Source organism: Hydrobacter penzbergensis (assembly GCF_900106985.1).
Lineage (GTDB): Bacteria > Bacteroidota > Bacteroidia > Chitinophagales > Chitinophagaceae > Sediminibacterium > Sediminibacterium magnilacihabitans.
Genome location: NZ_FNNO01000025.1, coordinates 1 through 26,306 on the forward strand (window position 1 = coordinate 1; position 26,306 = coordinate 26,306).

A 26,306-nucleotide genomic window follows, 5' to 3' on the forward strand; every position below is an offset into this window, starting at 1 on the left:
TTGTATGATAACCTATATCTTTTTATTCACCTCCATTGTGCACAAACCCACCCTTAAAAATAAAAAGAGGCTGCCCTTTTGAGACAGCCTCTTTTTTATTGTGCTCAAATGCATTTACCATTTGTTCAATTTCTTCCCTGCTTACCGGCTGTGGCAAGTCATTGATGTTGATGACCATGAGGTAGCCGGTATCGCCAGGGGTGGAAAGGAATGTTGATACGAGATTGAATTGTTCGCTGCTGTTGATCTTCCCCGTGAACATATTCCAGTTTTCCTGCGCGCAGAGACAACCCATGGTAGGTGTAAGGGGATAATAAGGTTTGTCTTTAAAATAATCCGGATCAATGGTGGTACCATGTGCGATGATCTCTGTGCGTCCGATCTTGCCTGCATAAAAGGCTTCGGTCATGGGATCATAAGATTGCCAGGAGGCCGGCAGTATGCCCAGGTAATTATCCAATGCAGGCTTTGTGGAATCAACTGCATGGTGCCAGTAAACACTATCGGCTTCAAAGGGCATCACCAGTTGTATATTGGGTGTGGGGCCGATCAGGTTGTTGTGCGAAACAGCAGTGCCCTGTATGCTGTAAATGCCTTGTGGCGTACTGCCATTGGTAATGAAATAGGGAAGATCAGAGCCGGAGCGGGCCAACTGCCGGAATACCAGTAACCTGCCCGATGTGTCGCGGCAAAAATGCCCGTCGGCATTCTGTATAACGGCCAGTCCTGCATAATCGCGGTTCCATCGCTGGAATGAATAAATAATTTTTTGTCCTGTTATCTTCTGTTGTGCGAACAATACATCCAGCGGTGGTGTTGCAGCATGTGCCAGTGAATCATGATGGAGGAGATAATGATCCAGTTCTTTCAACACAGGCAATGTATCATATCCCGGGAAATGGCTGTGTAGTTGTTGTCTCAGCGCTGCTGTTTTTTTGCTACTGTGATCGATGCGATAGAGATACACTGCCTGCATCGCAAAAAATCTTGGTGAGGTTTCCTGTTGCATCAACTGCGTCATCTCTTTATAAAAAATATTCGGATAGCTGGCATAAGCGGCTTCCAGCAAAGCGCGTTTGGTAGCAGGTTCTAAACCGTTATATCCGTTGAATAGGTTATGCAATCCTTTTTCAACTACCGGCGACTGTAAAACATATTGCGATACGGCCCAACATGCTTCGCGGTAATAATCTTCTGTTTCACTGTTGAGTGTTTTTTCAAAAGTGGCCTTGATCGTTTGTTCGCGCAGGTATTGATCGAACTTCACCCGTTGGTTATACAGCACAAAATCTGAATAAATATTGTCGCGCGAATATTGCGCATGGAGAGACAGGCAACATAAAAGAGACAAAGGAATGAGCAATTTCATGCGTTGAAATTACTGAAGATTTATTTCCAATTGATCGTCATCCCGAGCGCAGCCGAGGGACCTCATGAAGCCTTCAGCAGCTCCCTCGACTCGCTTCGCTCGCTCGGAATGACGATAACAATGATAAATGAACCATTCATTCCCTACCTTGCGTCCTATGCAAATATATCCTTACGATCATCTTTATCAGTTTACACAATCCGTTTTCAAAGCCATCGGCTGTTCCGATGTACACGCTGCTACTGCTACACAAACACTGTTATCTGCTGATATGCGGGGAATCGACAGTCACGGTGTAGCCCGGCTTACAGGTTATGTACGGCTGTGGGAAGCGGGAAGGGTGAATGCAACACCGGATATTAAGATCGTACATGAAACGCCTTCTACTGCTGTGGTGGATGGAGACGCGGGACTGGGACTGGTAGTAGCGCCTTTTGCCATGCAGGTGGCGATTGATAAAGCCCGGCAAGCAGGCACCGGGTGGGTCAGTGTACGTAATTCCAATCATTTTGGAATAGCAGGTTATCATGCCATGATGGCCCTGGAGCAGGATATGATTGGCATGGCCATGACCAATGCGAGTGCATTGGTGGCGCCTACTTTTTCCATTGAGCGGATGCTGGGCACCAATCCCATAGCCGTGGCCATACCGGCCGGTGAAGAACCGCCATTTGTGGCCGATCTGGCCACTACAACGGCTGCCAATGGCAAACTGGAAATACTGCAAAGAAAAAATGCCGATACACCGTTGGGATGGGTGCAGGATAAAGACGGACAAGCTTCTACCGATGCCAACATATTGAAAAAGCAGGGGGCGTTGCTTCCGCTGGGCAGCGACCGTGACCATGGCAGCCATAAAGGGTATGCATTGGGTTCTGTGGTAGATATATTTTCAGCCGTGCTCAGCGGCGCCAGTTATGGTCCCTGGGTACCGCCTTTCCCTGCCTATGTGGCCATGCCGGAGAATATGCCGGGCAAAGGGCTGGGGCATTTCTTCGGAGCCATGCGGGTAGATGCGTTCAGGCCTGCTTCGGAGTTCAAGGAGCACATGGACAACTGGATACAACGGTTCCGCACAGCAAAGCCCGCCCCTGGGCATGAAAAAGTATTGATACCCGGCGACCCGGAAAGGGAAATGGAGCAAGTGCGGAAAACAGCAGGAATACCCCTGGTAGACAGCGTTGCAAAGGAGTTGCAGGAACTGGGAACCCGGTTTTCACTGGTGCTGTAATGACTAACGGTTGTACGTTAAAATCTTGATTCTATATTGGCTGCTCCGCTTTACCTTTGCCACTCATTTTACAATTAAACCAGTGGTTTTTTTATGAAGATTATGAAGTTTGGCGGCACCAGTGTTGGTAAGCCGGAACGCATGCGACAGGTATACGAGTTGATTACAAAAGATGCAGAACCCAAGATCGTGGTGTTGAGTGCATTGAGCGGAACAACCAATGCCCTGGTGGAGATCAGCAGCAGTTTAGCAGCAAGTGATCGGGTGGCAGCCAAACAGAAGATTGATACCCTGGAAAAGCATTACAGGAGTTTTGTATTGGATCTCGTTCAGAAAGAAGAGAACCGCGCCAAAGCCAATGCGATTGTTACCGAGCATTTTGAATTCCTCAATATCATTTTACGCATTTCTTTCAGCGAGGCGCTGAACAAAGACATCCTGGCACAAGGAGAACTGATGAGCACCAAACTGTTCAGCACTTTTCTCGATGAGCAGGGGGTAGATCATTTGCTGCTGCCCGCATTGGAGTTCATGAGCATCGATAGCAATGAAGAGCCCCAGTTGAGCAGCATCCGCTCCAAGCTGAATGAGTTGCTGAAACAGCATAGCAACAAAAAAATATTCATCACCCAGGGATATATCTGTCGCAATGCAAGGGGAGAAGTAGATAACCTGAAACGCGGAGGAAGCGATTACACTGCTTCATTGGTAGCTGCCGCCGCTCATGCCAACGTATGTGAAATATGGACTGATATCGACGGCATGCACAACAACGACCCGCGCATCGTTAATAAAACAGTGGCCATTGAGCAACTGAGCTTCGATGAAGCTGCGGAGCTTGCTTATTTCGGCGCCAAGATATTACACCCTACCTGTATCTGGCCTGCGCAGCAGGAGAACGTGCCGGTGAAACTGCTTAATACTATGCAGCCCGATGCGGCAGGTACCGTGATCACCAAAGAAGCAGGCAGTGTAGGTGTGAAAGCCGTAGCCGCCAAAGATGGTATCATAGCCATCAAGATCAAGAGCAGCCGCATGTTGCTGGCTTATGGCTTTTTGAGAAAAGTGTTTGAAGTGTTTGAAAAATACAAGACTTCCATCGATATGATCACCACTTCCGAAGTGGCGGTATCTGTAACCATCGATAGTGATGCAGCGCTTGCATCCATCATCAAAGAGCTGGAACCCTTTGGCTCTGTGGAAGTGGAAAAAGGACAAACCATTGTTTCCATTGTAGGTAATGAAATCGCACAAACGGAAGACGTACTTAAAAAGCTGTTTGATGCCATTAAGGAAGTACCTGTTACCATGGTGAGCTACGGCGGTAGTCCGCATAATATTTCCCTGCTGGTTCCCAGCGATTACAAGACCAAAACCCTTCAGTTGCTGAATGCCGGCTTGTTCGGACTTTGAGCTGAAAAACGACTTCGGAATTGTAAATCAATGTTTTAATTGTTCCGCCATGTTCAAATGGCCGCTTACACAACACTGTGGGAGCGGTACACTATACTCCACCACGGCGTACACAGTAGTGAGATAACTATGAATGCGTTGTGGCTTGCACCGCACTTTTGTTGTGATCTCAATGATCTATTATCAGGTAATTGGGAAATATGTTTATCTTTCGCTATGTGAAATCATAGTATGAGAAACTGGCTAGGATGCTTCTCTATGACTATGAACCACCTTCGATAAAGATCCAGTAGCGCAACTTTTATAGCCGGATGGATAGTATGCAGTCATATACCTGTTGCAATTCTGCTCTCGATATGCAATACGGGGGCATGATGTACACGGTATTGCCCAACGGACGCAGGTAAATGCCCTTGCTCAAAGCCTGTTCGGTAACCAGCGCGCCGATATTATTGAGATAAACATCTTCGCCCTGTTCAATTTCAAATGCCAGGATGGTACCCCTTATCCTGATGTTTTTATAAGGAAGCTGGCTGTGTTGTAGCTGAACGGCAAATTGTTGGTTCTCTTCACAGATCATCTGTATTTGATGCCGGCAGTCGGCTTCGTGTAGCAAATCGAGGCTGGCCAAGGCAGCAGTGCAGGCGAGCGGGTTGGCGGTGAAAGAGTGGCCATGGAAAAAAGTTTTCAATGCATCATCGCTCATATATGCATCATAGATTTTTGGGGAACAGGCCGTTACACCCAGCGCCATGGTACCGCCTGTGAGTCCTTTGCTCAGGCAAATGATATCGGGTTCTACAGAAAGATAATGACTGGCGAATGATTTGCCTGTTCTCCAAAAGCCCGTCATCACTTCGTCGGCAATACAGATGATGCCCATTTTTTTCACCTGTTTCAGCAGATGATCCATCGGAGCAACATCGTACATTTTGATGCCGCCTGCGCCCTGCACCAGGGGCTCATAAATAAAGGCAGCGGTTTCTGCTGCATGCGCCGAAATGGTTTCGATTAAGGAAGAGAGATTGGTTGTTGTGGGCGTATCTATGAATACGACATCGAATAAGAGGTCATGAAAAGCAAGTGTGAACACGCTCCGGTCACTCACACTCATTGCGCCAAATGTATCTCCATGATAGGAGTGGTGGAAGGCCAGTATTTTTTTTCGATGCTTTTCATTTTGATTCCACCAATATTGGATGGCCATTTTAAGGGCAACTTCGGTAGCGGTAGATCCGTTGTCGCTGTAGAATACGCGTGAAAAATGACCGGGAAGCAGCGGCAACAATCGCTCGGCCAGTTCTATGGCGGGTTTGTGTGTGAAGCCGGCAAAGATCACCTGCTCCAGTTGCAATGCCTGGCGGTACAGTTTTTCAGCGATATAAGGATGTGCATGACCGTGCAGGTTTACCCACCAGCTGCTGATGGCATCGATATAGCTTTTTCCATCCTCGTCCCACAAAAGCGTGCCTTCTCCTTTTACAATGGGAATGGGTGGCAACATGTTCTTCTGCCGTGTAAACGGATGCCAGATCACCTGGCGGTCCCTTGCTACTAAACTCATGCTGTAAAGGTACTGCTGAAACCTTATTTTTATTGCAGATGCAACGTTATCAAGCAGAACGAGTGTCACTTAAACGAATGCACACCAATGGTTGATCAGCAGAAACTGGTAAAAGACTGTCTCAGGCATCATGCTGCTGCACAGAAGCAGTTGTATGACCTGTTTGCGGCATCTATGCTGGGTGTCTGTTACCGGTATACCAAAAGTATGCATGATGCCGAGGAAGTGTTACAACAAGGCTTCATCAAAGTATTCGGGCACCTGCACCAGTACAAGGCCGAAGGAGAGCTGGGCGCCTGGATCAGGCGCATCATGGTCAATACCGCCATCAATTATCTCAAGCGAAAACCGCAGTACCAGCTCGATCTGTCTTTCGAAGACAGTCACCTGCATCCTGTTACACAGGCAGAACCGGAATGGAAGCTGGATATGAAAGACCTGCTGGCGTTGGTGAGGCAATTGCCGCCGGGTTACCAGGCTATTTTCAACCTGCATGCGGTAGAAGGGTACACGCATGTGGAAATCGGAAAAATACTCGGCATCAGCGAAGGCACGAGCCGCTCCCAGTATTCAAGGGCCAGGGCTTTGCTGATCAGCTGGATGGGAAAAAATGTTGTTAACGGAAAAAAAGATAAGTATGCCCGATAGATCGTTTGAACAACAGGTACGCGAAGAGCTGGCTGATCTGCAGATACAGCCAGATGCCGCTTCCTGGGAGGTAGTGGCAGCATCCCTGCAACGGGAGCGAAAGCGCAGGTGGGTGCTTTGGCTGTTCTTGCTGGCGATCTGTTGTGGCGGGAGTTGGATCTGGTGGGAATTTCAAACAAAGAAAGCACATGAACCTATAATAGTAAACAAGCAGCCGGTAACAACCCATGGTCAACGATCAAACACAGAAGAGACAGCAACAAATAAATTACCTGAAGAAAAAGAGACAGTTCGGGAAATAGAACATCAACAAAAAAGAGCAGCAAATCTTGCTGTTATAACCGGTGAGCCAGGCAAAATAAATATGCCGGGTAAAATAGAAGCGTCAAAACCGGCAACACAAGACCTGCATATCGAAACAACCGAAGCAGATGCGGTAACGGTAGAAAGAAATAAAGTATTTACGGCCACTGTTTTGCCGGAAACAACAACGACTGATACTGCACAAACACAAAAGCCTGCTGCAACATCGGAAGCGCCAACAGCTACAAAAGAAAAAGTAATACTAACCGGAAAAAAGAAATGGCAGGTACATCTGTTTGCAAATGCAGGGAGCAGTGGGGTACGCAACTCAATCCTGAAAACCCATACAGCCAGCGCCGATATGTATTACAGCCCGCCGGGGAGCAATCTCAGTAATGGATCAACAGGCGCGGCAATGCCGCCGGCATTTCATGATGCGTTTTCTTTTAACCTGGGTGTTGAATTCAACAAAGCCATCGGAAAGAAAAATAGTCTCGGGCTTTCTGTTGGCTATGGATTATACCAGGATCGTTTGAATGTAGGTATGCGAAAAGACAGTACTATTAAGTCGGCTCAGAACGGGCGTTATTCCAATACGGGCGGCTACTATTATAAGAACAGTGATAGTATCGGTTATACCAATCATTATCATTTCCTGGAAGCTGCGGTTCATCTCTATACTCCGTTTAAGTTGTTCCGTGTATTGCCATTCAGGTGGGAGCTGGGAGCAGGAGCCAGTCTGTTATTGGGCAGCAACGGATTGCATTATGATCAGAAAGACAATCTTTTATTTCACAACAACGATCTCTTGCGTAAACTGAACCTGCAATTGTCAACCGGTCTGGACATTGGGATAGGGGAAACTCCTTTTATTTACGTTGGTCCGCAAGCAAAATTCTTCATCACCAACCTCTCCCGCCAGGAAGGAACCAAGCAATATTTGTGGCAGCCATCTTTGAGGGCTGTCTGTGTATTTCCACAACGAAAATAGTAATGCAACGGTGAGTAAATAACCTGTGTCAGTATCGCAAATGCATGTTTATGAAAAAGCTGCTGCTGACATTCGCCGGATCTATTTGGTTGCTGGTATCCTGCACCAAAGACAAAGCCACCACACACTATACATTCTACAGGCCTGTTTATGCCACCAAAGACGAAGTGCGCGCGGGTATCAAAAGTGATGCACCTGAACCCGTGCAACAACCCGGTAAGGTTGTAGTAAAAGATCATTATGTTTTTCTGAATGAGCTGAACAAAGGGATACATGTAATAGACCTCACAGATCCCGCCAAGCCGGTGAACCAGGCATTCATCCATGTGCCGGGCTGTGCAGACCTGGCCATACAGGGTAATTACCTGTACGCCGATTGTTACACAGATATGGTAACGATTGATATCAGCAATCCTGCCAGTGTTAGCCTGGTGCAGGCATTGCAAGGTGTTTTTCCGCAACGGATTTACACAGATTTTTATCCCGATACTACCAAAGTAATTACCCGGTGGATCAGGATCGACACGGCTGTTTCATCTCGTTTTGAACAAAGTTTTGCAGCAGTGGCCGACATAATGAGAAAACAATACGGTAACATATATTTTTCTTCGCTTGCATCTGCATCCGGTGCGCCAACTGCTATTGGTATTGCCGGATCGTTGTCGCGCTTTGCACAACTGAGCCAGCGCCTGTACACAGTGAGCCAGAGCGACCTGAAAGTATTCAACGTTCAGCAGGCCGCCGCGCCGCGTTATGTGCAATCCATAGCCCTGTCACAAAGCAATATTGAAACCATCTTTCCTTATAAGAATAACCTGTTCATCGGCAGCATGGTGGGGATGTTCATTTACAATGCAAGCAATCCCGATCAACCCACATTTCTTTCACAATTCATGCATGTGAGAACCTGTGATCCGGTGCTTGCAGACGGCGATTATGCGTATGTTACCTTACGAGGAGGCGGATTTTGTGGTGGGTTCACGAACCAGTTGGATATCATCAACCTGAAAGACCTTTTGCATCCTGTGCCTGTCAGGTCGTACCCGCTCAGTGGCCCGCAGGGCTTGTCGAAAGACGGTTACCTGTTATTCATCTGTGATGGCAGGGATGGACTCAAACTGTTCAATGCCGGGGACCCTTATAATCTTAGTTTATTGAGTCAGGTAAAAGGGTTTCAGCCTACTGATGTGATTGCATTGGGCGGAATAGCAATCGTCACTGCAAAGGATGGGTTGTATTGCATCGATTATTCGGACGTGAACAATGCAAAGATTGCAGGCAAAATTCCTGTTATTCAAAACAACTGATATGAAGAAATATATGGTAAGCCTGTTGTTGGTGCTCACAACCATTACTTCATCAGCACAGCAAAAACAGAAAAAATTTTACCTCATTCCACAAACCGGTGTATTGAGTGGAGATCATATTTATAGCGGACAATGGCAATTGGTAGGAGGGCTTCAGAAAAAGCAATGGGCATTTGGGTTGGGATGTGGGATGGATTATTACAAATTGCGCAGCATACCTGTGTTCACTGATACCAGGTTTTTCTTTGGTAAAAAGAATGCTTGTTTTTCATACCTCAACCTGGGTTATAATATTGCTTCGCCGATGCCCTGGCAGAAGATGATGTACAGTTATTGGTCGTCGACCCAAGAAGGCAGTCAGTTTGACAACGGATTGTACACAGATATAGGATTGGGGTACATACTCAATGCTGCTGCAAGAAGGAAGCTGATGTTGAGTGTGGGTTATGGTTTTAAAACTGTTACCGAACGTTATAACACCTGGGGGCCATGGATTAACTATTGGCGAGGCGGTACCGGTATGGTGATACAAAAATCCGATTATGATCAATCGGTAGATTATTGGCTGAATTATTTTTCGCTGAAGCTGGGTATCAAGCTCTGGTAATGAAACGCAGGTTGCGTTGAATACCGCTGAATTTTGTTCGCTTGAGCGGCGAATGACGGAAGATGTTTTTGAAACTTTCTTCCGTCATTTCTTCCCATTGCTTTGTACTCAGGTTGAGTATTTCGGGAATGGGTGTGAAGTTGATCTCGTGGTGTGGTTTGCTGAACCGGTTCCAGGGGCATACATCCTGGCAGATATCGCAACCGAACATCCAGTCTTTGAATTGGTCTTTCATCTGTTCCGGCAGGAGCGCGTCTTTCAGTTCAATGGTATAATAGCTGATACACTTGCTTCCATTGATTACTTTATTGTCTTCGATAGCCCCGGTAGGACATGCATCGATGCATCTGCTGCATGAACCGCAATAATCTTTTGCAAAAGGATCGTCGTAATCCAGTGTTATGTCTACGATCAGTGTGGCAATAAAATAAAATGAGCCGCTGTGCTTTGTGATAAGGTTGCCGTTTTTTCCTATCCATCCTGCACCACTCTTCGTAGCCCAGCTTCTTTCCAGCACCGGCGCTGAATCTACAAATCCACGTCCATGTATTTCTCCGATCTTTTCATTGAGGGCTTGTAATAATTCTTTCAGTTGAGCCCTGATCACTTCGTGGTAATCTTTCCCGAACGCATATTTGGATATATGCGGTGTATGCGCAGATTGTTGCTGCGATGGGTAATAATTTTTTAACAACGTGATCACCGACCTGGCGCCAGGAACCAGCAAGGAAGGATCGGTTCGCATGTCAAAATGATTTTCCATGTATTGCATGCTGCCGTGCATGCCCTGGTGTAGCCATTGCTCCAATCGTCTTGCGTCATCGTTGAGTTTCTCGGCCTTGGCAATACCACAATAGTCGAAACCCAGTTGACGGGCAACCGATTTAACTGTGTGAGAATATGCTTCAATCCTGCTCAAGTAACAGATTTTATGCAAGGTAAGCTCAATCTCTTATTTGCAGACAGAAGCGATTTGTGCGTCGATAGACTTTTTCATGTCCATATAGAGATCACGCTTTTCTTCACCCAATAACCCTTTGGTAAAAAATATACAGGCATAACCGCGGCAGTTATCTATCATAGGCCAGGTGCCGAATAAACCAGGGCTCGCCACTGCTGTTGTTTTACCATTTTCGTCTGTAGCCAATATCCATTCGCCCAATCCGTAATTATATCCCTGTGCGGCTTTGGGCGCATAGCGGATCATGGAAGGAGTAGTTTGTGCCGTCTGCATATCGGCAATGGCTTTCTCGCTCAATATGCGCTTGCCGTTGAAGACGCCCTTATTCAGGATCATGGCCAGGAAATTCATGTAGTCGCTGGCAGTAGAAACAGCACCACCGGATGGATTTACCGCATTGAAACTGGAAAAAGAAGTATTGCGCATCATCAGCGGCCTCGTGATGCGTTCCTGCATCAGTTGTTCAAACCCCCGGCGTGTAAGAACTTCCAATACCCTTCCTGCAATATTCAACCCGATGCCGCTATAGCTGAATGCCAATCCCGGGTTGGAAGCGATCTCTTTTTTAGCAGCAAAATCATTCACTTCTTCTTCCAGTGATTTGTATTTCTTACGGTCGAAGATGGCTTTCAACGGCCGGCCTGCATCCGATTCAATACCGGTTAAATGTGCCAGGCACTGGCGTATGGTAATATATCCTTTGTTGTATTTGGTGAAAAAGGGCAGGTATTTGCCAATAGGGTCGTCGAGCGATAGTTTGCCTTCGTCTACAAAAGTCATTACCAATGCAGCCGTGAGCCATTTACTGCAACTGGCAACAGGCGCCTGTGTTTTGGGGTTGAATTCTTCACCCATCGATTTCTGGTAAATGACCTTTCCGTCTTTATAGATCATGGCCACAGCATGACCACCCAATTCCCGCCTGGCAGCCTCCATTTTTTTATCCAGCTCACTGAAATCGTACTGGGATTGTGCCAACTGAAAGAATAGCATGAAAATGCATACCAGGCTGACTTTCATGCAGGGAGAACGGCGTTTTTCAGACATATTTTCCGGAAATTTAGGTATCGAAAGCATAAATATGGTTTAGAATAGTTTTTGCAGACAAATTAGGACTTCAAACCCACATAACAAACTCAAGTAAATACGATATGAACCTGAATAATTATACCATTAAAGCCCAGGAAACCATCCAGGCAGCACAACAGGTGGCATTCAACAATGGCAACCCCGTTATTGAAACCGATCACCTGTTAAAAGCATTGCTTGCCGATAAGGATAGTCCTGTTGCTTTTTTATTGAAACGTAACAACGTGAATACCGGTTTCACCGAAACAAAAGTAGATGAGGACATCAGCAAATTGCCCAGATCATCCAACGGAGAAGCCGCTCAAAACATCAGCCGCGACCTGAACACCGCTTTACTGAAAGCCAATGCCGCGCTCAAAGAATTCAATGATGAATTTGTGAGTCCGGAACACTTGCTGTTGGGATTGCTGAAAGGAAGCGATGCAGCAGCTAAAACGCTGAAAGCGGCGGGTCTTACAGAAAAAGGACTCATTACTGCCATCAAAGACCTGCGCAAAGGCGATACCATCAAATCGCAAACACAGGAAACGCAATTCAATTCACTGAGTAAATATGCCAAGAACCTGAATGAACTGGCAAGAGACGGTAAACTCGATCCTGTGATAGGCAGGGACGAAGAGATCCGCCGGACTTTGCATATTCTTTCACGCCGGAGCAAGAATAACCCCATATTGGTGGGTGAGCCGGGTGTAGGTAAAACGGCTATTGCCGAAGGATTGGCCATGCGTATTGTAAATGGCGACGTGCCCGAGAACCTGAGAAGCAAAATTATTTTTGGCCTCGATATGGGACAGTTGATCGCCGGCGCCAAATACAAGGGCGAATTTGAAGAACGTTTGAAGGGTGTTGTGAAAGAAGTATCGGAGAGCGATGGTGAGATCATTTTATTCATCGATGAAATACATACCCTGGTAGGCGCAGGCGGTGGTGAGGGCGCTATGGATGCGGCCAATATCCTTAAGCCGGCCCTGGCGAGAGGTGAACTGCGTGCGATCGGCGCCACCACGTTGAGCGAATACCAGAAATATTTTGAGAAAGACAAGGCGCTCGAACGCCGTTTCCAGAAAGTGATGATCGATGAACCGAGTGTAGAAGATGCGATCTCTATATTACGCGGACTCAAAGACCGCTATGAAACACACCACCATGTGCGTATCAAAGACGAAGCGATCATTGCCGCAGTGGAATTATCGAACCGGTATATCACCGACCGCTTCCTGCCCGATAAAGCGATTGATTTGATTGATGAAAGCGCCGCCAAGCTGCGTCTGGAAATGAATTCAATGCCCGAAGAACTGGATACGCTGGAACGCCAGATACGGCAGTTGGAAATTGAACGGGAAGCCATCAAGCGTGAGAATGATGAAGAAAAACTGAAAGACCTCAATATAGAGATCAGTAACCTGAGCGTGGAAAGAGATACACTCAAAGCGAAATGGCGCGAAGAGAAAGAAGTAGTGGAAAAGATACAGACTGCGAAAGCTACGATCGAGAGCCTGAAGCTGGAAGCAGAACAAGCCGAACGCAATGGCGATTATGGCAAAGTAGCCGAGATACGATATGGCAAGATCAAAGAGCAGGAAAAACAAATCGCAACATTTACCGATCAATTGAACCAGCTTGGCGAAACCAACAGGCGATTGATGAAGGAAGAAGTAGATGCGGAAGATATTGCAGAAACCGTGGCCAAAGCAACCGGTATACCTGTTGCTAAAATGCTGCAGGGAGAAAGGGAAAAATTATTGCTGCTGGAAGATGAACTGCATCAAAGGGTAGTTGGGCAGGATGAGGCCATCAGTGCGGTAGCCGATGCCATCCGAAGGAGCCGCGCCGGATTACAGGATCCGAAAAAACCGATTGGTTCTTTCATCTTCCTGGGCACCACCGGCGTGGGTAAAACAGAGCTGGCCAAAGCTTTGGCGGAATACCTGTTCGATGATGAAAGCATGATGACCCGTATCGACATGAGTGAGTACCAGGAGAAACATACGGTGTCGCGACTGGTGGGCGCCCCTCCCGGTTATGTGGGATATGATGAAGGCGGACAGTTGACAGAAGCCGTGAGACGCAAACCGTATAGTGTGGTATTGCTGGATGAGATAGAAAAAGCACACCCCGATGTATGGAACATATTACTGCAGGTGCTCGACGATGGAAGACTTACCGATAACAAAGGCCGCGTGGTGAATTTCAAGAACACCATCGTCATCATGACCAGCAATATCGGCAGCCAGTTGATACAGAATGCCTTCGATGATGTAGACGAAAAAAATGTAGAAGAAGCTACCGATAAAGCGAAGGTTGAAGTCATGAACCTGCTGCGGCAAACCATACGTCCTGAATTCCTGAACCGGGTAGACGAGATCATCATGTTCCGCCCGTTGTTGAAAAAACAGATCATGGATATTGTACGCATCCAGCTGGAGGGCTTACGCAAACTGGTAGCCGCCAATGGAATAGAACTGGATTTCAGCGACTATTTACTGGAGTTCCTGGCTGAACAGGGATATGATCCGCAATTTGGTGCGAGGCCATTGAAAAGACTGATACAAAAACAGATCACCAATGCGCTCAGTAAAAAAATACTGGCCGGTGAAGTGGATAAAAATAAACGGGTACTGGTAGATGCATTTGATGGAGTAGTGGTATTCCGGAATGAAGAAGTGCATGAGGCTTAATATGTATCTTTAATAGATGGTTCAGTTTACTGCAACAATCGCGCAATTTGCGGCGCAGGGCGAAAAAACCGGGTGGACCTATATTGTTGTGCCGGCAGATGTGGCTGAGCAAATGAATCCCGGTGTGCGCAAGTCATACAGGGTTAAAGGCAAGCTCGACGCGCATCCTATTAAAAGTGTTGCGATCCTGCCCATGGGCGGGGGCGAGTTTATCATGCCTTTAAATGCTTCGATGCGCAGAGCCATCCATAAAAAGAAAGGCGCCATGGTAAAAGTGCAGTTGCAGATCGATCAGGCGCCGCTGGAATTACCGCCGGGTTTTATGGAATGCCTCGATGATGAGCCCAAAGCAAAGAAAGCTTTTGATGCCCTGAAACTTTCACACCGTAATTATTTCATCAAATGGATGGGCGGGGTGAAGGGCGAGGCCGCCAGGGCCAAGCGCATGGTCATGGTGATCAATGCACTGCTGAAAGGATATGGTTTTGCAGAAATGTTCCAGGAACAGAAAAAAGAAAGGGAAGGTTAGCAGCAAATGCGAAAAATATTTTGAACCCAAGGCAACACGATGGAAAGCAAGGGTATCTTTTTCATCAAACAACGATAAATGATGAAGGTCAGCCAGATACAGAACTTTAAAATAAATGTTAAAATGTGCTTAATCCTACGCTTTAACATGTTTTTGGCCAATCCTTTGCGGAGTGTTCTGAATCCTGTACCGCCTAGCGGTTATTATATATTAAAACCAATTTCCTGGATGGCGTAATGCTACTCTAAAAAAAACCAATTATGAAAGCTAAACATTTCCTCTACGGAGCCCTTATGGCTATTGCTGCCGCAATTACGGTAACGGCTTGTAAAAAGTCCGATTCGGCGCAGGCACCAGCCGGTAGTCAGCAAAATCTTACATTATACCTGACCGATGGTCCGGGATTTTTCGACAGTGTACTGGTGGATATCAAATCAGTGAAAGTACTGGTAGATACCAGCAGGAATACCCGCATGCACGACGACGATGACTGGGATGATGTAGGCGACCGTGAAGGACGCAACCCCCGGGCCAAAGATTCTTCCCTGGTATGGCAAAACCTGAATATTTCTGCCGGAATATATGATATCCTTCACCTGAGGAATGGATTGGATACGGTATTGGCTTCTACCAACATACCCAAAGGTGCTATCCGCCTCCTGAAAATTGAAATAGGTACCCATAACTCACTGGTGAAAAACCATATTACTTACCCATTGCTTTTACCCAGCAATTTTCCTGGATATGTGCTGATCAAATTGAGGGGTGATGAGCCTGAAGAATTTATGTCTGGTAAGGTTCGCTTATGGTTGGATTTTGATGTAAACCGTTCTGTTTACCAAGGTTACAACAATGAGTTCTATCTCCGTCCGCATTTCCGCTTCTTTGTTACACGTACCACTGCAAGCCTTTCAGGCAGGGTAACACCGATGGAAGCACAGCCTGTACTGACCCTGTTCAATGGAAAAGATACAGCCTATGCACTGCCCAACAGGGAAGGTTATTTCAAAATGCGTGGATTGAAAGACGGTTCTTATTCACTCTTTGTGAATGCATCCAATGGTTACAAGGATACTACGCTGACAAATATCAGCATAGCCGCACCGAACAATACTTCGGTAGGTACCATTGCACTGCATAAATAAAATACGTAAGGGTTTGTTACGGATAAGTAAGGGAGGCGCCATCAGGTGCCCCCCTTTTTTTGTTTGCGTACTTTCATGAAATGCAGCAATTTTGCGGCATCCTTCACTTCTTCCAACACCAGGTATATGGCAAACCCCCGCAAAGCAGCAATCGGTTTCATTTTTATTACCCTTTTAATCGACATAACAGGATTGGGCCTGATCATTCCCGTAATGCCCAAACTGATTGAGCAGTTATTGCACACCACCGAGATCAGTAAGGCATCCCAATATGGCGGATGGCTCACTTTTGCCTATGCCATCATGCAATTTCTTTTCGCCCCGGTACTGGGTAACCTGAGTGATAAATTCGGCCGCAGGCCCGTGCTGCTTTCTTCACTGCTGGGATTTGGGATCGATTACCTCTTCCTTTCTTTTGCACCTACCATCGGCTGGCTTTTTGTTGGCCGTATCATTGCAGGCATTACGGGCGCCAGCTTTACTACGGCTTCGGCTTATATAGCCGATATCAGTACCGCGGAAAACAGGGCGCAGAATTTTGGGATGATCGGAGCTGCATTCGGACTGGGCTTTATATTAGGACCCCTATTAGGTGGTTTGTTGGGGGAACTGGGACCAAGGGTGCCCTTCCTGGTGGCAGCCGGACTGGCGCTGCTCAATTTCTGCTATGGCTATTTTGTATTACCCGAATCATTGGCTATCGAACACCGGAGATCATTTGACTGGAAAAGAGCCAACCCGTTGGGTTCTTTGTTGCAGTTGAGAAAATATCCGGCAGTAGCCGGCTTGGTATCATCACTTGCATTGGTTTACCTGGCTTCTCATGCCGTACAAAGCAATTGGAGCTTTTTCAACATAGAAAAATTTCACTGGAGTCCTAAAATGATCGGGATATCATTGGGTATGGTGGGATTGTTGGTGGGGGTAGTACAGGGAGGACTTGTCCGTTTCATTAATCCCAAACTGGGAAATGAGAGAAGTATTTATATGGGATTAGGACTTTACGCACTGGGACTCCTGCTGTTTGCTTTTGCTTCGCAAAGCTGGATGATGTTCGTGTTCCTGGTACCTTATTGCCTGGGCGGTATTGCCGGCCCGGCATTGCAGGCCATTATATCGGGTCACGTGCCACCCAATGAACAGGGTGAACTACAAGGTGCACTCACCAGTATCATGAGCGCTACGGCCATTGTTGGTCCGCCTATGATGACCAATCTTTTTGCGCATTTCACAGCACCGGCTGCACCGGTTTATTTTCCCGGCGCCGCTTTCTTACTGGGCGCTGTATTCATGATGGGCAGCGCTATATGGTCTTATATCGTTTTAAAGCGGGAGCATTGATTGAATTGCTCAATGTGTTTTCGTTTTAAACCAGCTATCCCGGATCTTCTGCATGTTTTCTGTAACAGTTTGTCCTTTTTCTTCTATGGGGATGAGTGTAGGAAAAACCTGTTCTTTTAATGTAACAGAAACGCTCTTCTCCTGTTCGCGATGTTTATAGCGAACAGTGATGACATCATCTGGCTTTTTGTGCTGGAGGAAATCATTCATGTCGGTCACCGTTTTTACAGTGGTTCCGTCGAAACTGAGTAGCTCATCGTTGATGTCCAGTCCGGCTTCATACGCAGCAGTACCTTTGGTGGTATTCCTCGTAATAACCAGGCGCCCCTGACCATCGGGTAGTGCACTCACACCGAGAGCCGCTTTTCCTTCCGATGCATTCTTCAATTCGTATCCCGCTTTTGCCAGCAGAGTTGCATAGTCGATAGATTCATGCCCGCGGATGTATTGATCGAAGAAGGACGCAGCAAATGTTGCATCTGTTACAGATGCCAGTGCTTCCTGCATGGTAGCAATGGTATAAGGGATCTCTGTTTTGCCAAAACGCTTCCACATGGCCTGCATGAATGCGTCGATGGTTTTGTGATAATTTGTTTGCATTTCCAGGTCGAGCGCCAGCGCGATGGCAGCGCCATAATAATAATAAGTGGTGAACATGTTAGGGTAATTGGTCCTGTCTATCGATACGCCTGCATCTACGAAAACCGCGTGGTTGCTGGCCTGTATGGGAGAATAATACCGGGCGCCGGGTGTGTTCTGTTTGGCATTCACAAATGAGGCTAATGTTGCGATGTGCGTCTTCTGATCGCGCAAACCTGTACGCGCCAATATGAGTTCGCCATAATATTGCGTGAAACCTTCGGCACACCACAACTCATTGCTCATATTGCTTTTCTCAAAATTGAAAGGCTCCAGTGTTTTCGGACGGATGCGCTCAACATTCCAGTTGTGAAAATATTCATGTGAGATCACGCCTGTTAACCAATTGGGGTTAAAGCTGCCCATGGTTTGGGTAATCATCGTAGAGTTGCGGTGCTCCATACCATCGCCAAAAACATAAGGATTGGCGCTGATGATAAAAGTATAAGCGCCGTGATCGTACGGTGCATATTCACCAAAAACTTCTTTTGCTTCAGCAGTGATCTTTTTTGTTTTCTCTGCAAGCTCATCGATCTGCTGTTCAGTGGCATTTGCTTCAAGCGCTACTCGAATGGTATAGACCTTTCCATTTGTATTCGTCACTTTCCATTCCCTGAAATGCAAATCGCCGATCTTGGTGGGGCAATCCATAAAATATTGCAATCCGGGTGCAGTAAAATTGTTGGGCGCATCGGCAGGGAACAGTTGTGTAGCAATTACTCCTTTGTTCTCTTTGGGTATATCGAAGCTGATGCTAATGGGCGCATTGTCCTGTCCCTTCATCCACATGAAACAAGCCGGCATGTTCAGGTGAATGCTTTCCGGATCGATACCCGCATAAGTACCATCGGCATAATTGGCGTATAAGGTATAGGCAATGGTAACAGCGCCATCATGTTGCGGCACTTCATATACATCACCATCGATTCTCTTTACGATGAGGTTCTTGCCATTGTGATCGCGTGCCGTTACATCATATACGTTCTTGCCGAACTCATGCGTGGCATAACGGCCGGGAGAAGAACGGCTCATGTGGAAAACGGCAGGGCCGGAAGGAATATGACTGGCTGTTAGTTCAATATGTGCTTCATGGTGTACGGCATTCGGGAAAGACACTTGATAGTGCATTTGTTGGCCATAACTACTCAATGTAATCAGCAATAAGAGTGCGAGTGATATTTTTTTCATGAACGATGTTTGAGTGAATATTTGCAGAGATACTAAGTTAATCCGGTTTGGCTAATCAGATTTACCATTCATCAACCTGTTGATAATGAAGGTCTGTTGAGCTATTAGTGTAATAAAAACATATTTATTAGGACGAACAGGGGATTCCCCTTACCTTTGCACCTTATTATTTATTTACAATTTACACATGGACACACAAATTCAAGGAACAGTAAAGTTCTTTAACGAAGAAAAAGGTTATGGATTCATCAAGCACGACGACTCTAGTAAAGAGACTTTTGTGCATGCCAATGGTTTGATCGATCAGATCGAAGCCAATGACAAGGTGATTTTTGATGTACAAGACGGACGTAAAGGTCCCAACGCAGTTAACGTAAAACGCCTAGATTAATATCTTCTTTGTTAACGCATAACAGGCTGTCTTTTTATAAGGCAGCCTGTTTTTTATTGCTCAAAATAAACAAGGCTTCCACCTACCCAGGTTTTGTCTTTATTATAGCGAACGCCGATCATTTTCCCTTTACTCAGTCGCGCCAGGTTATTCACAGGTATAGGTCTCGCAGTACCGTCTTTCCAGAAATAAAAAATGCGTATCTCTGCTTTGGCAGCATCATTATCGGGCGTTTGGATCACGTTCGCATATTTTACTTTGCGCTGTAGTATCCAGTTCTCCCGATCTTTCACCCCTTCTATATCGGCCTGTGTAACATCAATCACCACACCTTGTCCCGCAAAAGAAAACAAAGGCTTTAATACATAATCTTCCAGGTTAGCGGGTATGCTATGCAAATCGCTCAGGAAAGTGGCGGGCGGTACATAAGGGTGTTGAATGAAGGGCAATGAATGTTTGCTGATGCGGTAAAACCAATTGGGGTGAGGCACCCATTCTACATCGAGGTCCTGGAACAACAGTTTACCCTTCTCCTGTATTTCGGCTGATTGTTGTTGCAGTTCATCGAAAATGATGCGGTTATAGATGCGTTTCACGGGCATCTTTTTCCCGTCTTTTTCATAAAACAAACGGCGCCCTTCCTGTTGCAGTTCGGTAAGGCATACGATGGGAATACCGGTATAATCGGCAGTACAATAAAAATCGATCCTTGTTTTTTGTTGATGGGGCAATATTTCCAGCAGGATCACTTCTTCCGGTGCGTGCTTGCCCAGGATCACTTCCCTGAGCAGTTGCAGATAAGTATCACGTGTAAGTCCGTTGAGATAAGTACTGTACTGATCGGGTATGTGGAAATGACGCCGGCAGCAATCGTCCTGCCATACCTGGTATCCGAAAAGGGTGGGAAAGCCCTGCATTTCTATCAGTTGCGGTTCAAGATCACCCGATTCATTTTCACAGATACCAAAATCAAAAGCAATGAACTGACTGAAACTGGGTTCATTGGGTACATGCAACCCTGTAGGAATAGCATGAGCACTTCGTGCCGGAAAATCGGGCTGTGTAATCACATCTACAATACTTTCGCAAGCAGAGAGAATTTTTTCTTTGAAAGACCTATCGATGAATACGGGTGTTTCCGCTACCCTGAATTCAATAGCGCCAGGATGCAGGCTATTGAGCTCGTTGAGATATTGCTGATAGGTTGTTTCGGTAAATGCCTGGTTGTATTGTTGCCTGATAGAAGGAACCATCACGTTTTGTTTAGCTGTTACCCAAAGTAAAGAATCCTTTTTACCTTTTCCTATATTTGCCCACTTAATTCACAGCGGATGTCACCAGTCATGCAGCAATTAGAAGAAACAGCAGCATTCATCAGGCAAAAGGTCGATGCAACATCTTCGATCGGGATCATATTGGGCAGTGGCCTGGGTAATCTCTCGCAGGAGATCAAGGTTGAGTATGAAATTCCTTACCATGAAATTCCTCATTTCCCTGTGAGTACGGTAGAAGGTCATAAAGGACGCTTGCTTTTTGGAGAACTGGGTGGCCGCAAAGTATGGGTGATGGCCGGACGCTTTCATTATTACGAAGGATATACGGCGCAACAAGTGGCCTATCCTGTAAGGGTGATGCGACTGTTGGGCGTGGAGACCCTGCTTTTATCCAATGCAGCCGGAGGGGTGCAACCGGGTTTTAAAGTAGGAGACCTCATGATCATCAACGACCATATCAGCCTGTTCACTGCCAATCCGCTTGTTGGCAGAAATGTAGACGAATTGGGAACCCGTTTTCCCGATATGAGTGAACCCTACAGCAAAGAACTCATCGAGAAAGTGAAAGCTATTGCTGCATCGCATCATATTCCGTTGAAACAAGGCGTTTACCTGGGTGTAACAGGCCCTACTTTCGAAACAAGGGCCGAATACAAGCTCATTCGTACCGTAGGGGGCGATGCCGTGGGAATGAGTACCGTACAGGAAACGATCGCAGCTGTCCATTGCGGTATGAAAGTGTTTGCCATGAGCGTGATCACCGACCTGGGCATACGTGAAGAGGATAATGTGATCACACATGAAGAGGTGCTCCAGGCGGCCAAAGAAGCTGAACCCAAGCTCACCTTCTTGTTTAAGGAATTGATAAAATCGTTATAAGCCGGTATTATACCTTTATTTTGCAGGATATTATCGTAAGCTCGGCCAATGGTACAAAGGCTATTGATCATCATATTACTCCTTGGCAGCGTTTCCCTGCGGGCACAACAAATACCGCTGCGCCAGTATGGTCAGCAGGGTACAGGCGGCAGTAACGTCACTTATGATAACCAGGGAAGGCCCATCAGGAAAAGCAAAGGGAGCGACTCGCTACAGCACCGCGACCGGTATGCAGATTCCATCACCATTTATTATCGCTATTACGATTCCACCCGCAACCGCATCATCGATTCTTCCATCAACGATTTTACCATCCGCTTCCCCCTGCCTTATTACTATCACACATTGGGAAACTATGGAACAGCAGCACAGTCAATGTTGTTCAACCCTTATATGAAGCCCGGCTTCGACGCAGGTTTTCACCAGTACGATATATATGCGTACACGGTAGAGAATACCCGGTTTTACCAGACCACCCGGCCTTATACCGAGCTGGCATATTTGCTGGGCAGTAAGGCAGAGCAATTGGTGAACCTGTCGCATACACAGAACAGGAAAAGCAATTTTAATTTTTCTTTTGAATACCGTTTCAGTAACGAGCCTGGAGTCTTGAAAACACAGAATGCCAGTCACAATAATATCCGCTTCACCGCACATTATCAAACGCGCAATAAGAAGTACGAATACTTCCTCATTTATATTTCTAATAAAGCGGCGTCTTCAGAGAACGGAGGACTGCGTGATGTGAAGAAGCTCGACAGTCTTGCATTGAATGATCCGTATGAATTGGAAACGAGGTTGGGTATTGCAGGAGCTGCTACGCGCAATCCTTTCAACACCAGCGTAGTTACGGGAAATATTTATAAAAATACCACGTTGCTTTTCCGGCATCATTTCGACCTGGGTAAGAAAGATTCGCTGGTAACGGATTCTGTTACGTATAAATTATTTTACCCTCGATTGAGGGTCGAGCATACGTTGAACTACACTACGAGCAGCTATGAATTCCTCGACCAGAATGCCGATTCAACCACTTATCGCAAATATTTCAATATACGGCTTCCGAAAAGTGGTGTAGTTATCGATATCAAGGACCAATGGAAAAGTCTCATCAATGAGTTCAGCCTGCTTTCATTCCCGGATAAGAACAACCAGAGCCAGTACCTGAAGGCAGGGATCGCTTTACAGAACCTTCGGGGAACATTCGACACCATTACCACACGGAGCTATTACAATGTATATGCAACCGGCGAATATCGTAACCGCACGCGTAACCAGGTATGGGATATAGAAGCCAATGGACAGCTATACCTGAATGGCTTCAATGCGGGTGATTATGCGGCTTTCGTAAGCATGAAAAGATCGCTGGGTAAAAAACTGGGCTATTTCAATATTGGTTTTCAGAACGTGAATCGCTCACCTTCTTTTCTCGTTACCGATACGGTTAGTCATTTTTGGGTGGCGAACAGAGGCCATTTCAATAAAGAGAATGTGATCAGGCTTTTTGCACAGTATGAAAATCCCAGGAGTGCATTAAGGCTGGGCGCTGAATATTTTGCAGTAACCAATTACCTGTATTTCGACAGTTTCATGCTGGCCCGGCAGGAACCGGCCTTGTTCAATGTGCTGCACCTGAGCCTGGAGAAAAGGATCAGGCTGAGCAGGCACTGGAACTGGTACACAGAAGTGCATCTGCAGCAAACTACGGGACAGCCGCCTGTTAACCTGCCATTGATACTTACCCGGAACCGGATTGCTTTTGAAGGAAATTTTTATACCAATCTCTTTCTCTCAACCGGATTGGAACTGCGTTACAACACACCATACAAAGCCGATAATTATTCACCGTTCATCGGGCAGTATTTTTACCAGCGTACAGAAAGCATCAGTAACCGGCTCGATATCAATGCGTTCCTGCATTTCCGAATTAAAAGCTTCAAAGGATTTGTACGACTGGAGAACCTGAATACCCTAAACCTGGAAAAGGGGTTTCAATTCAGCAAACTTAATTTTGTTTCAGGGGTGTACCCCAATACCGGCCTGTGGACACGCGTAGGTATCTGGTGGAATTTTGTGAATTAAATAGCCACATCATAAAGCGATGCCAGCCTGTCGATAACAGATTCCACTACGGCATCCGGGCAACTTGCTCCACTGGTCATGAGGATGCGAAGGGGCTCTTTATCGGGCAGGTAGCCGGTTACGGTAAATTGTTCTTTGGTTCGCCAGTTGCGGTTGAGTAGGGTTTCTTTACTGATCAGTTTCTCGGCCGCATCAATGAAGTAAGTGGGTAAAACGGCTTCACAAAGTTCTACCAGGTGCGATGTATTGCTGCTGTTGTAACCGCCAATGACAATGGCCAGATCAGCAGGTGTTTCGAGCATACCTTGTACGGCTGTCTGGTTATCATTGGTGGCGTAACACAAAGTATCGCGCGTGTCGGCAAACCTTTCGGCAATGTTGGCGGCAGTAAGCTGGTATTTTTTTATGTACACTGATTTCAGGTAATCGGAAATAGCCTGTGTATCGCTGGCCAACTGGGTGGTTTGATTGACTACACCTATGCGCTGCATGTCCTTTTCTATATCGAACCCTTGCGAATAACGGCCCCTGAACGCTTCATAGAATTGTGCAGCCGGCTGTTCTCCCGTGATATACTTCGATAACTCCACCGCCTCAGTCATATCGTTGACCACAACGGTGGGCGTATGATGCGATGCGTGCGAAAAAGTGGCGCGCGTTTCTTCGTGCTGGGGCTTGCCATGCACTACAATGCTGTATCCTTTCTTTGCGATCTGTTCGCTGCGGTTCCATACTTTTTCTACAAACGGACAGGTAGTATTGTAATGTTCCGTGGGAATGCCTTTTTCCCTTAACATGGCTTCGATCTGCAAGGTGGTTCCGAAAGCGGGTATGATCACTACGTCATCGGCGGTGAGCGTTTCAAAAGGGATCAGTTGTTTGCCATAGGTATCCTGTAAAAATTGTACACCCTGCTGTTGCAGGTCCTCATTGACCTTGGGATTGTGGATCATTTCGCTCAGCAGGAAAATGCGTTTGCCAGGATTTTCTTCGATGGTACGGAAAGCAATTTCAATGGCGTTCTCTACTCCATAACAGAAGCCGAAATGCCTGGCCAGGTATATCTGAATAGGACCAAGATCGAGGAGGGTGGGGGTAAAATCTTTTTTCAGCTTATCCTGCTCTTTCCTGCGGTTCTTGATATCACTGATCAGGCCACTTCTGTAGCCGGTAGGAACATTGAATTGCTTCATGCGGCAAAGGTAGGCATTCGGCTTTTATGTACCTTCATGAGGCAAATGAATCGCATCGACAGACTCTTCAGCATACTTACCTTTCTGCAATCGCGCAAATATGTGCCGGCAGAAAAGATCGCGGACAAATTCGATATCAGTGTCCGTACCGTTTACCGCGACATCAAAGCGTTGGGCGAATCGGGTATTCCTATCAGTTTTGAACCGCAGCGGGGATATTTTGTGGTGCAGGGGTATTTTTTGCCGCCGGTAGCATTCAGTAATGAAGAAGCCAATGCCTTGTTGCTGACCGAAGTACTGGTACATGGTTTTACCGATAAATCGATCAGGGATCATTATACCACTGCATTGAATAAAGTAAAAACAGTGTTGCGTTCCGCTCAGAAAGACGGAGTAGAGGCTTTGGCCGATAATATCCGGTTGCAGTTGCCCCAGCGCCTCAACAACGATTCCGAATACCTTTCTATTTTGCAAACGGCCATTGCCAATAAAAGCAGGGTAAAGCTGGAGTATACGAGCAGTAAAGAAGAAACGAGTATCAGGGAAGTAGAGCCGATTGGACTCATATATTACGCTTTCAGTTGGCATCTCATTGCCTGGTGCCATTTGCGCCAGGATTACCGCGATTTTAAAGTGCAGCGTATTGTACAACTGCAGGATACCGGTGCTGCATTCAGTATAAAAGAACATATTCCGTTAGGAGAGTTCATGAAGCAATTGCCGGTTGATTTTTAATTTTTTTTAGCGTGCATTTTCGACTGCCATAGGGCTGTCAGTGGGGCCTGTTTACTTTGTACTATCAAACAAAAACATGCACTATGACATTCATCGAATCGCTCCAGGCAGAACTGGAAAAAGAAGCAATCACTACCCGCAAAATGCTGGCCCTTGTTCCGGCAGACAAATTTGAGTGGCAACCTCATCCCAAAAGCATGACCCTGAAACGTTTAGCAACCCATGTTGCAGAATTGCCCAGCTGGGTTGAAATGGTATTGACCACCAAGGAACTGGATTTTGCCAACAATGCCTATGCTCCAAGAGTCGTCGATAATACACAGGATTTATTAGGTTACTTCGACGAATCACTGGAGAAAGCAAGAAAATCGCTGTGGAAAGCCATGGATGCGGATCTATTGCCTAACTGGACCCTGCGCAACGGCGAACAGGTTTATTCTGTAGACCCTAAACACGATGTGATACGTATGGCTTATTCGCAAACCATCCACCACCGCGCGCAACTGGGCGTATTCCTTCGCTTACTCGATGTACCCATCCCCGGCAGCTACGGACCGAGCGCTGATGATCATTCTTTTTGAATTAGATAATTTGACAATTAGCCAATTCGACAATACATGAAATGAAGGCCAACGAAGCAAAGTCTACAATAAGAAGAGGCTGTCTCAAAAGGGCAGCCTCTTTTTATTTTTAAGGGTGGGTTTGTGCACAATGGAGGTGAATAAAAAGATATAGGTTATCATACAATA

General features: G+C 46.4%; 22 protein-coding genes. 15 read left to right on the forward strand and 7 right to left on the reverse strand.

What is annotated here, in order from left to right:
* Window positions 1-22: 22 nt before the first annotated feature.
* Entirely contained in the window at window positions 23-1,369 is a 1,347-nt protein-coding gene (locus BLU98_RS17090) for a hypothetical protein (protein WP_092727021.1), read from the reverse strand.
* A 127-nt stretch (window positions 1,370-1,496) separates the two neighbouring features.
* On the opposite strand from BLU98_RS17090, the gene BLU98_RS17095 reads away from it, so the two are divergent.
* Window positions 1,497-2,600 carry an Ldh family oxidoreductase gene (locus BLU98_RS17095; RefSeq protein WP_257575085.1) on the forward strand — a complete coding sequence of 368 codons (1,104 nt, stop codon included), beginning with the start codon at window positions 1,497-1,499 and terminating at the stop codon, window positions 2,598-2,600.
* 93 nt (window positions 2,601-2,693) lie between these two features.
* Entirely contained in the window at window positions 2,694-4,013 is a 1,320-nt protein-coding gene (locus tag BLU98_RS17100) for an aspartate kinase (protein WP_092727022.1), read from the forward strand.
* 301 nt (window positions 4,014-4,314) lie between these two features.
* Here BLU98_RS17100 and bioA read toward each other — a convergent pair whose 3' ends face one another.
* The gene (gene bioA, locus BLU98_RS17105) at window positions 4,315-5,577 is read right to left on the reverse strand and encodes an adenosylmethionine--8-amino-7-oxononanoate transaminase (RefSeq protein ID WP_092727023.1); all 1,263 of its coding nucleotides are present in this window, start codon (window positions 5,575-5,577) and stop codon (window positions 4,315-4,317) included.
* Window positions 5,578-5,664: 87 nt separating this feature from the next.
* Here bioA and BLU98_RS17110 point away from each other — a divergent pair, with 87 nt between their 5' ends.
* The 4 genes from BLU98_RS17110 to BLU98_RS17125 are packed head-to-tail and all read left to right on the forward strand — an operon-like array spanning window position 5,665 to window position 9,433.
* A complete protein-coding gene (locus BLU98_RS17110) occupies window positions 5,665-6,225 on the forward strand; it encodes an RNA polymerase sigma factor (RefSeq protein ID WP_092727024.1) in 561 nt (186 codons plus the stop codon).
* Complete coding sequence (locus BLU98_RS17115; RefSeq protein ID WP_092727025.1) at window positions 6,215-7,519, forward strand: hypothetical protein; 1,305 nt, start codon at window positions 6,215-6,217, stop codon at window positions 7,517-7,519. The genes BLU98_RS17110 and BLU98_RS17115 overlap by 11 nt, the downstream gene beginning before the upstream one ends.
* A gap of 50 nt (window positions 7,520-7,569) precedes the next feature.
* Window positions 7,570-8,826 (forward strand): LVIVD repeat-containing protein, encoded by a 1,257-nt coding sequence (locus tag BLU98_RS17120; RefSeq protein ID WP_257575086.1) that lies wholly within the window; start codon window positions 7,570-7,572, stop codon window positions 8,824-8,826.
* Window position 8,827: 1 nt separating this feature from the next.
* Window positions 8,828-9,433 carry a hypothetical protein gene (locus tag BLU98_RS17125; protein ID WP_092727027.1) on the forward strand — a complete coding sequence of 202 codons (606 nt, stop codon included), beginning with the start codon at window positions 8,828-8,830 and terminating at the stop codon, window positions 9,431-9,433.
* On the opposite strand, the gene queG is transcribed toward BLU98_RS17125, so the two are convergent.
* Together queG and BLU98_RS17135 are read right to left on the reverse strand one after the other, a co-directional pair.
* On the reverse strand, window positions 9,420-10,352 hold the full coding sequence (queG, locus tag BLU98_RS17130) for a tRNA epoxyqueuosine(34) reductase QueG (protein WP_092727028.1): 933 nt from the start codon (window positions 10,350-10,352) through the stop codon (window positions 9,420-9,422). The two genes, BLU98_RS17125 and queG, sit on opposite strands and share 14 nt — an antisense overlap.
* A 33-nt stretch (window positions 10,353-10,385) precedes the next feature.
* Complete coding sequence (locus tag BLU98_RS17135; RefSeq protein WP_257575087.1) at window positions 10,386-11,441, reverse strand: serine hydrolase domain-containing protein; 1,056 nt, start codon at window positions 11,439-11,441, stop codon at window positions 10,386-10,388.
* A 104-nt stretch (window positions 11,442-11,545) separates the two neighbouring features.
* Between BLU98_RS17135 and clpB the strand changes: the two genes are divergently transcribed.
* From clpB to BLU98_RS17155, 4 genes are all read left to right on the forward strand, one after another.
* Window positions 11,546-14,161, forward strand: a complete 2,616-nt coding sequence (gene clpB / locus BLU98_RS17140; RefSeq protein WP_092727030.1) for an ATP-dependent chaperone ClpB — start codon at window positions 11,546-11,548, stop codon at window positions 14,159-14,161.
* A 16-nt stretch (window positions 14,162-14,177) separates the two neighbouring features.
* Window positions 14,178-14,690, forward strand: coding sequence for a YdeI/OmpD-associated family protein (locus BLU98_RS17145; RefSeq protein ID WP_092727031.1), 513 nt, complete (start codon window positions 14,178-14,180; stop codon window positions 14,688-14,690).
* A 260-nt stretch (window positions 14,691-14,950) separates the two neighbouring features.
* Entirely contained in the window at window positions 14,951-15,835 is an 885-nt protein-coding gene (locus BLU98_RS17150; RefSeq protein WP_092727032.1) for a DUF4382 domain-containing protein, read from the forward strand.
* 75 nt (window positions 15,836-15,910) lie between these two features.
* Entirely contained in the window at window positions 15,911-17,176 is a 1,266-nt protein-coding gene (locus BLU98_RS17155) for a TCR/Tet family MFS transporter (RefSeq protein ID WP_257575089.1), read from the forward strand.
* 9 nt (window positions 17,177-17,185) lie between these two features.
* On the opposite strand, the gene BLU98_RS17160 is transcribed toward BLU98_RS17155, so the two are convergent.
* On the reverse strand, window positions 17,186-19,003 hold the full coding sequence (locus BLU98_RS17160; protein ID WP_092727034.1) for a M61 family metallopeptidase: 1,818 nt from the start codon (window positions 19,001-19,003) through the stop codon (window positions 17,186-17,188).
* Between the two features lie 187 nt (window positions 19,004-19,190).
* On the opposite strand from BLU98_RS17160, the gene BLU98_RS17165 reads away from it, so the two are divergent.
* Window positions 19,191-19,394 (forward strand): cold-shock protein, encoded by a 204-nt coding sequence (locus tag BLU98_RS17165; RefSeq protein ID WP_092727035.1) that lies wholly within the window; start codon window positions 19,191-19,193, stop codon window positions 19,392-19,394.
* 53 nt (window positions 19,395-19,447) lie between these two features.
* Here the strand turns inward: BLU98_RS17165 and BLU98_RS17170 are convergent, their stop codons facing one another.
* The gene (locus BLU98_RS17170; protein ID WP_092727036.1) at window positions 19,448-20,647 is read right to left on the reverse strand and encodes a hypothetical protein; all 1,200 of its coding nucleotides are present in this window, start codon (window positions 20,645-20,647) and stop codon (window positions 19,448-19,450) included.
* A 78-nt stretch (window positions 20,648-20,725) separates the two neighbouring features.
* Between BLU98_RS17170 and BLU98_RS17175 the strand changes: the two genes are divergently transcribed.
* Together BLU98_RS17175 and BLU98_RS17180 are read left to right on the forward strand one after the other, a co-directional pair.
* Entirely contained in the window at window positions 20,726-21,547 is an 822-nt protein-coding gene (locus BLU98_RS17175; protein WP_092727037.1) for a purine-nucleoside phosphorylase, read from the forward strand.
* A 48-nt stretch (window positions 21,548-21,595) separates the two neighbouring features.
* A complete protein-coding gene (locus BLU98_RS17180; RefSeq protein WP_092727038.1) occupies window positions 21,596-23,629 on the forward strand; it encodes a putative porin in 2,034 nt (677 codons plus the stop codon).
* Here the strand turns inward: BLU98_RS17180 and BLU98_RS17185 are convergent.
* On the reverse strand, window positions 23,626-24,822 hold the full coding sequence (locus BLU98_RS17185; protein ID WP_092727039.1) for a 4-hydroxy-3-methylbut-2-enyl diphosphate reductase: 1,197 nt from the start codon (window positions 24,820-24,822) through the stop codon (window positions 23,626-23,628). The genes BLU98_RS17180 and BLU98_RS17185 overlap by 4 nt on opposite strands.
* Window positions 24,823-24,858: 36 nt before the next feature.
* On the opposite strand from BLU98_RS17185, the gene BLU98_RS17190 reads away from it, so the two are divergent.
* Both BLU98_RS17190 and BLU98_RS17195 read left to right on the forward strand, forming a co-directional pair.
* On the forward strand, window positions 24,859-25,557 hold the full coding sequence (locus BLU98_RS17190) for a helix-turn-helix transcriptional regulator (protein ID WP_257575090.1): 699 nt from the start codon (window positions 24,859-24,861) through the stop codon (window positions 25,555-25,557).
* A gap of 83 nt (window positions 25,558-25,640) precedes the next feature.
* Complete coding sequence (locus BLU98_RS17195) at window positions 25,641-26,138, forward strand: DinB family protein (protein WP_092727040.1); 498 nt, start codon at window positions 25,641-25,643, stop codon at window positions 26,136-26,138.
* Window positions 26,139-26,306: the final 168 nt, after the last annotated feature.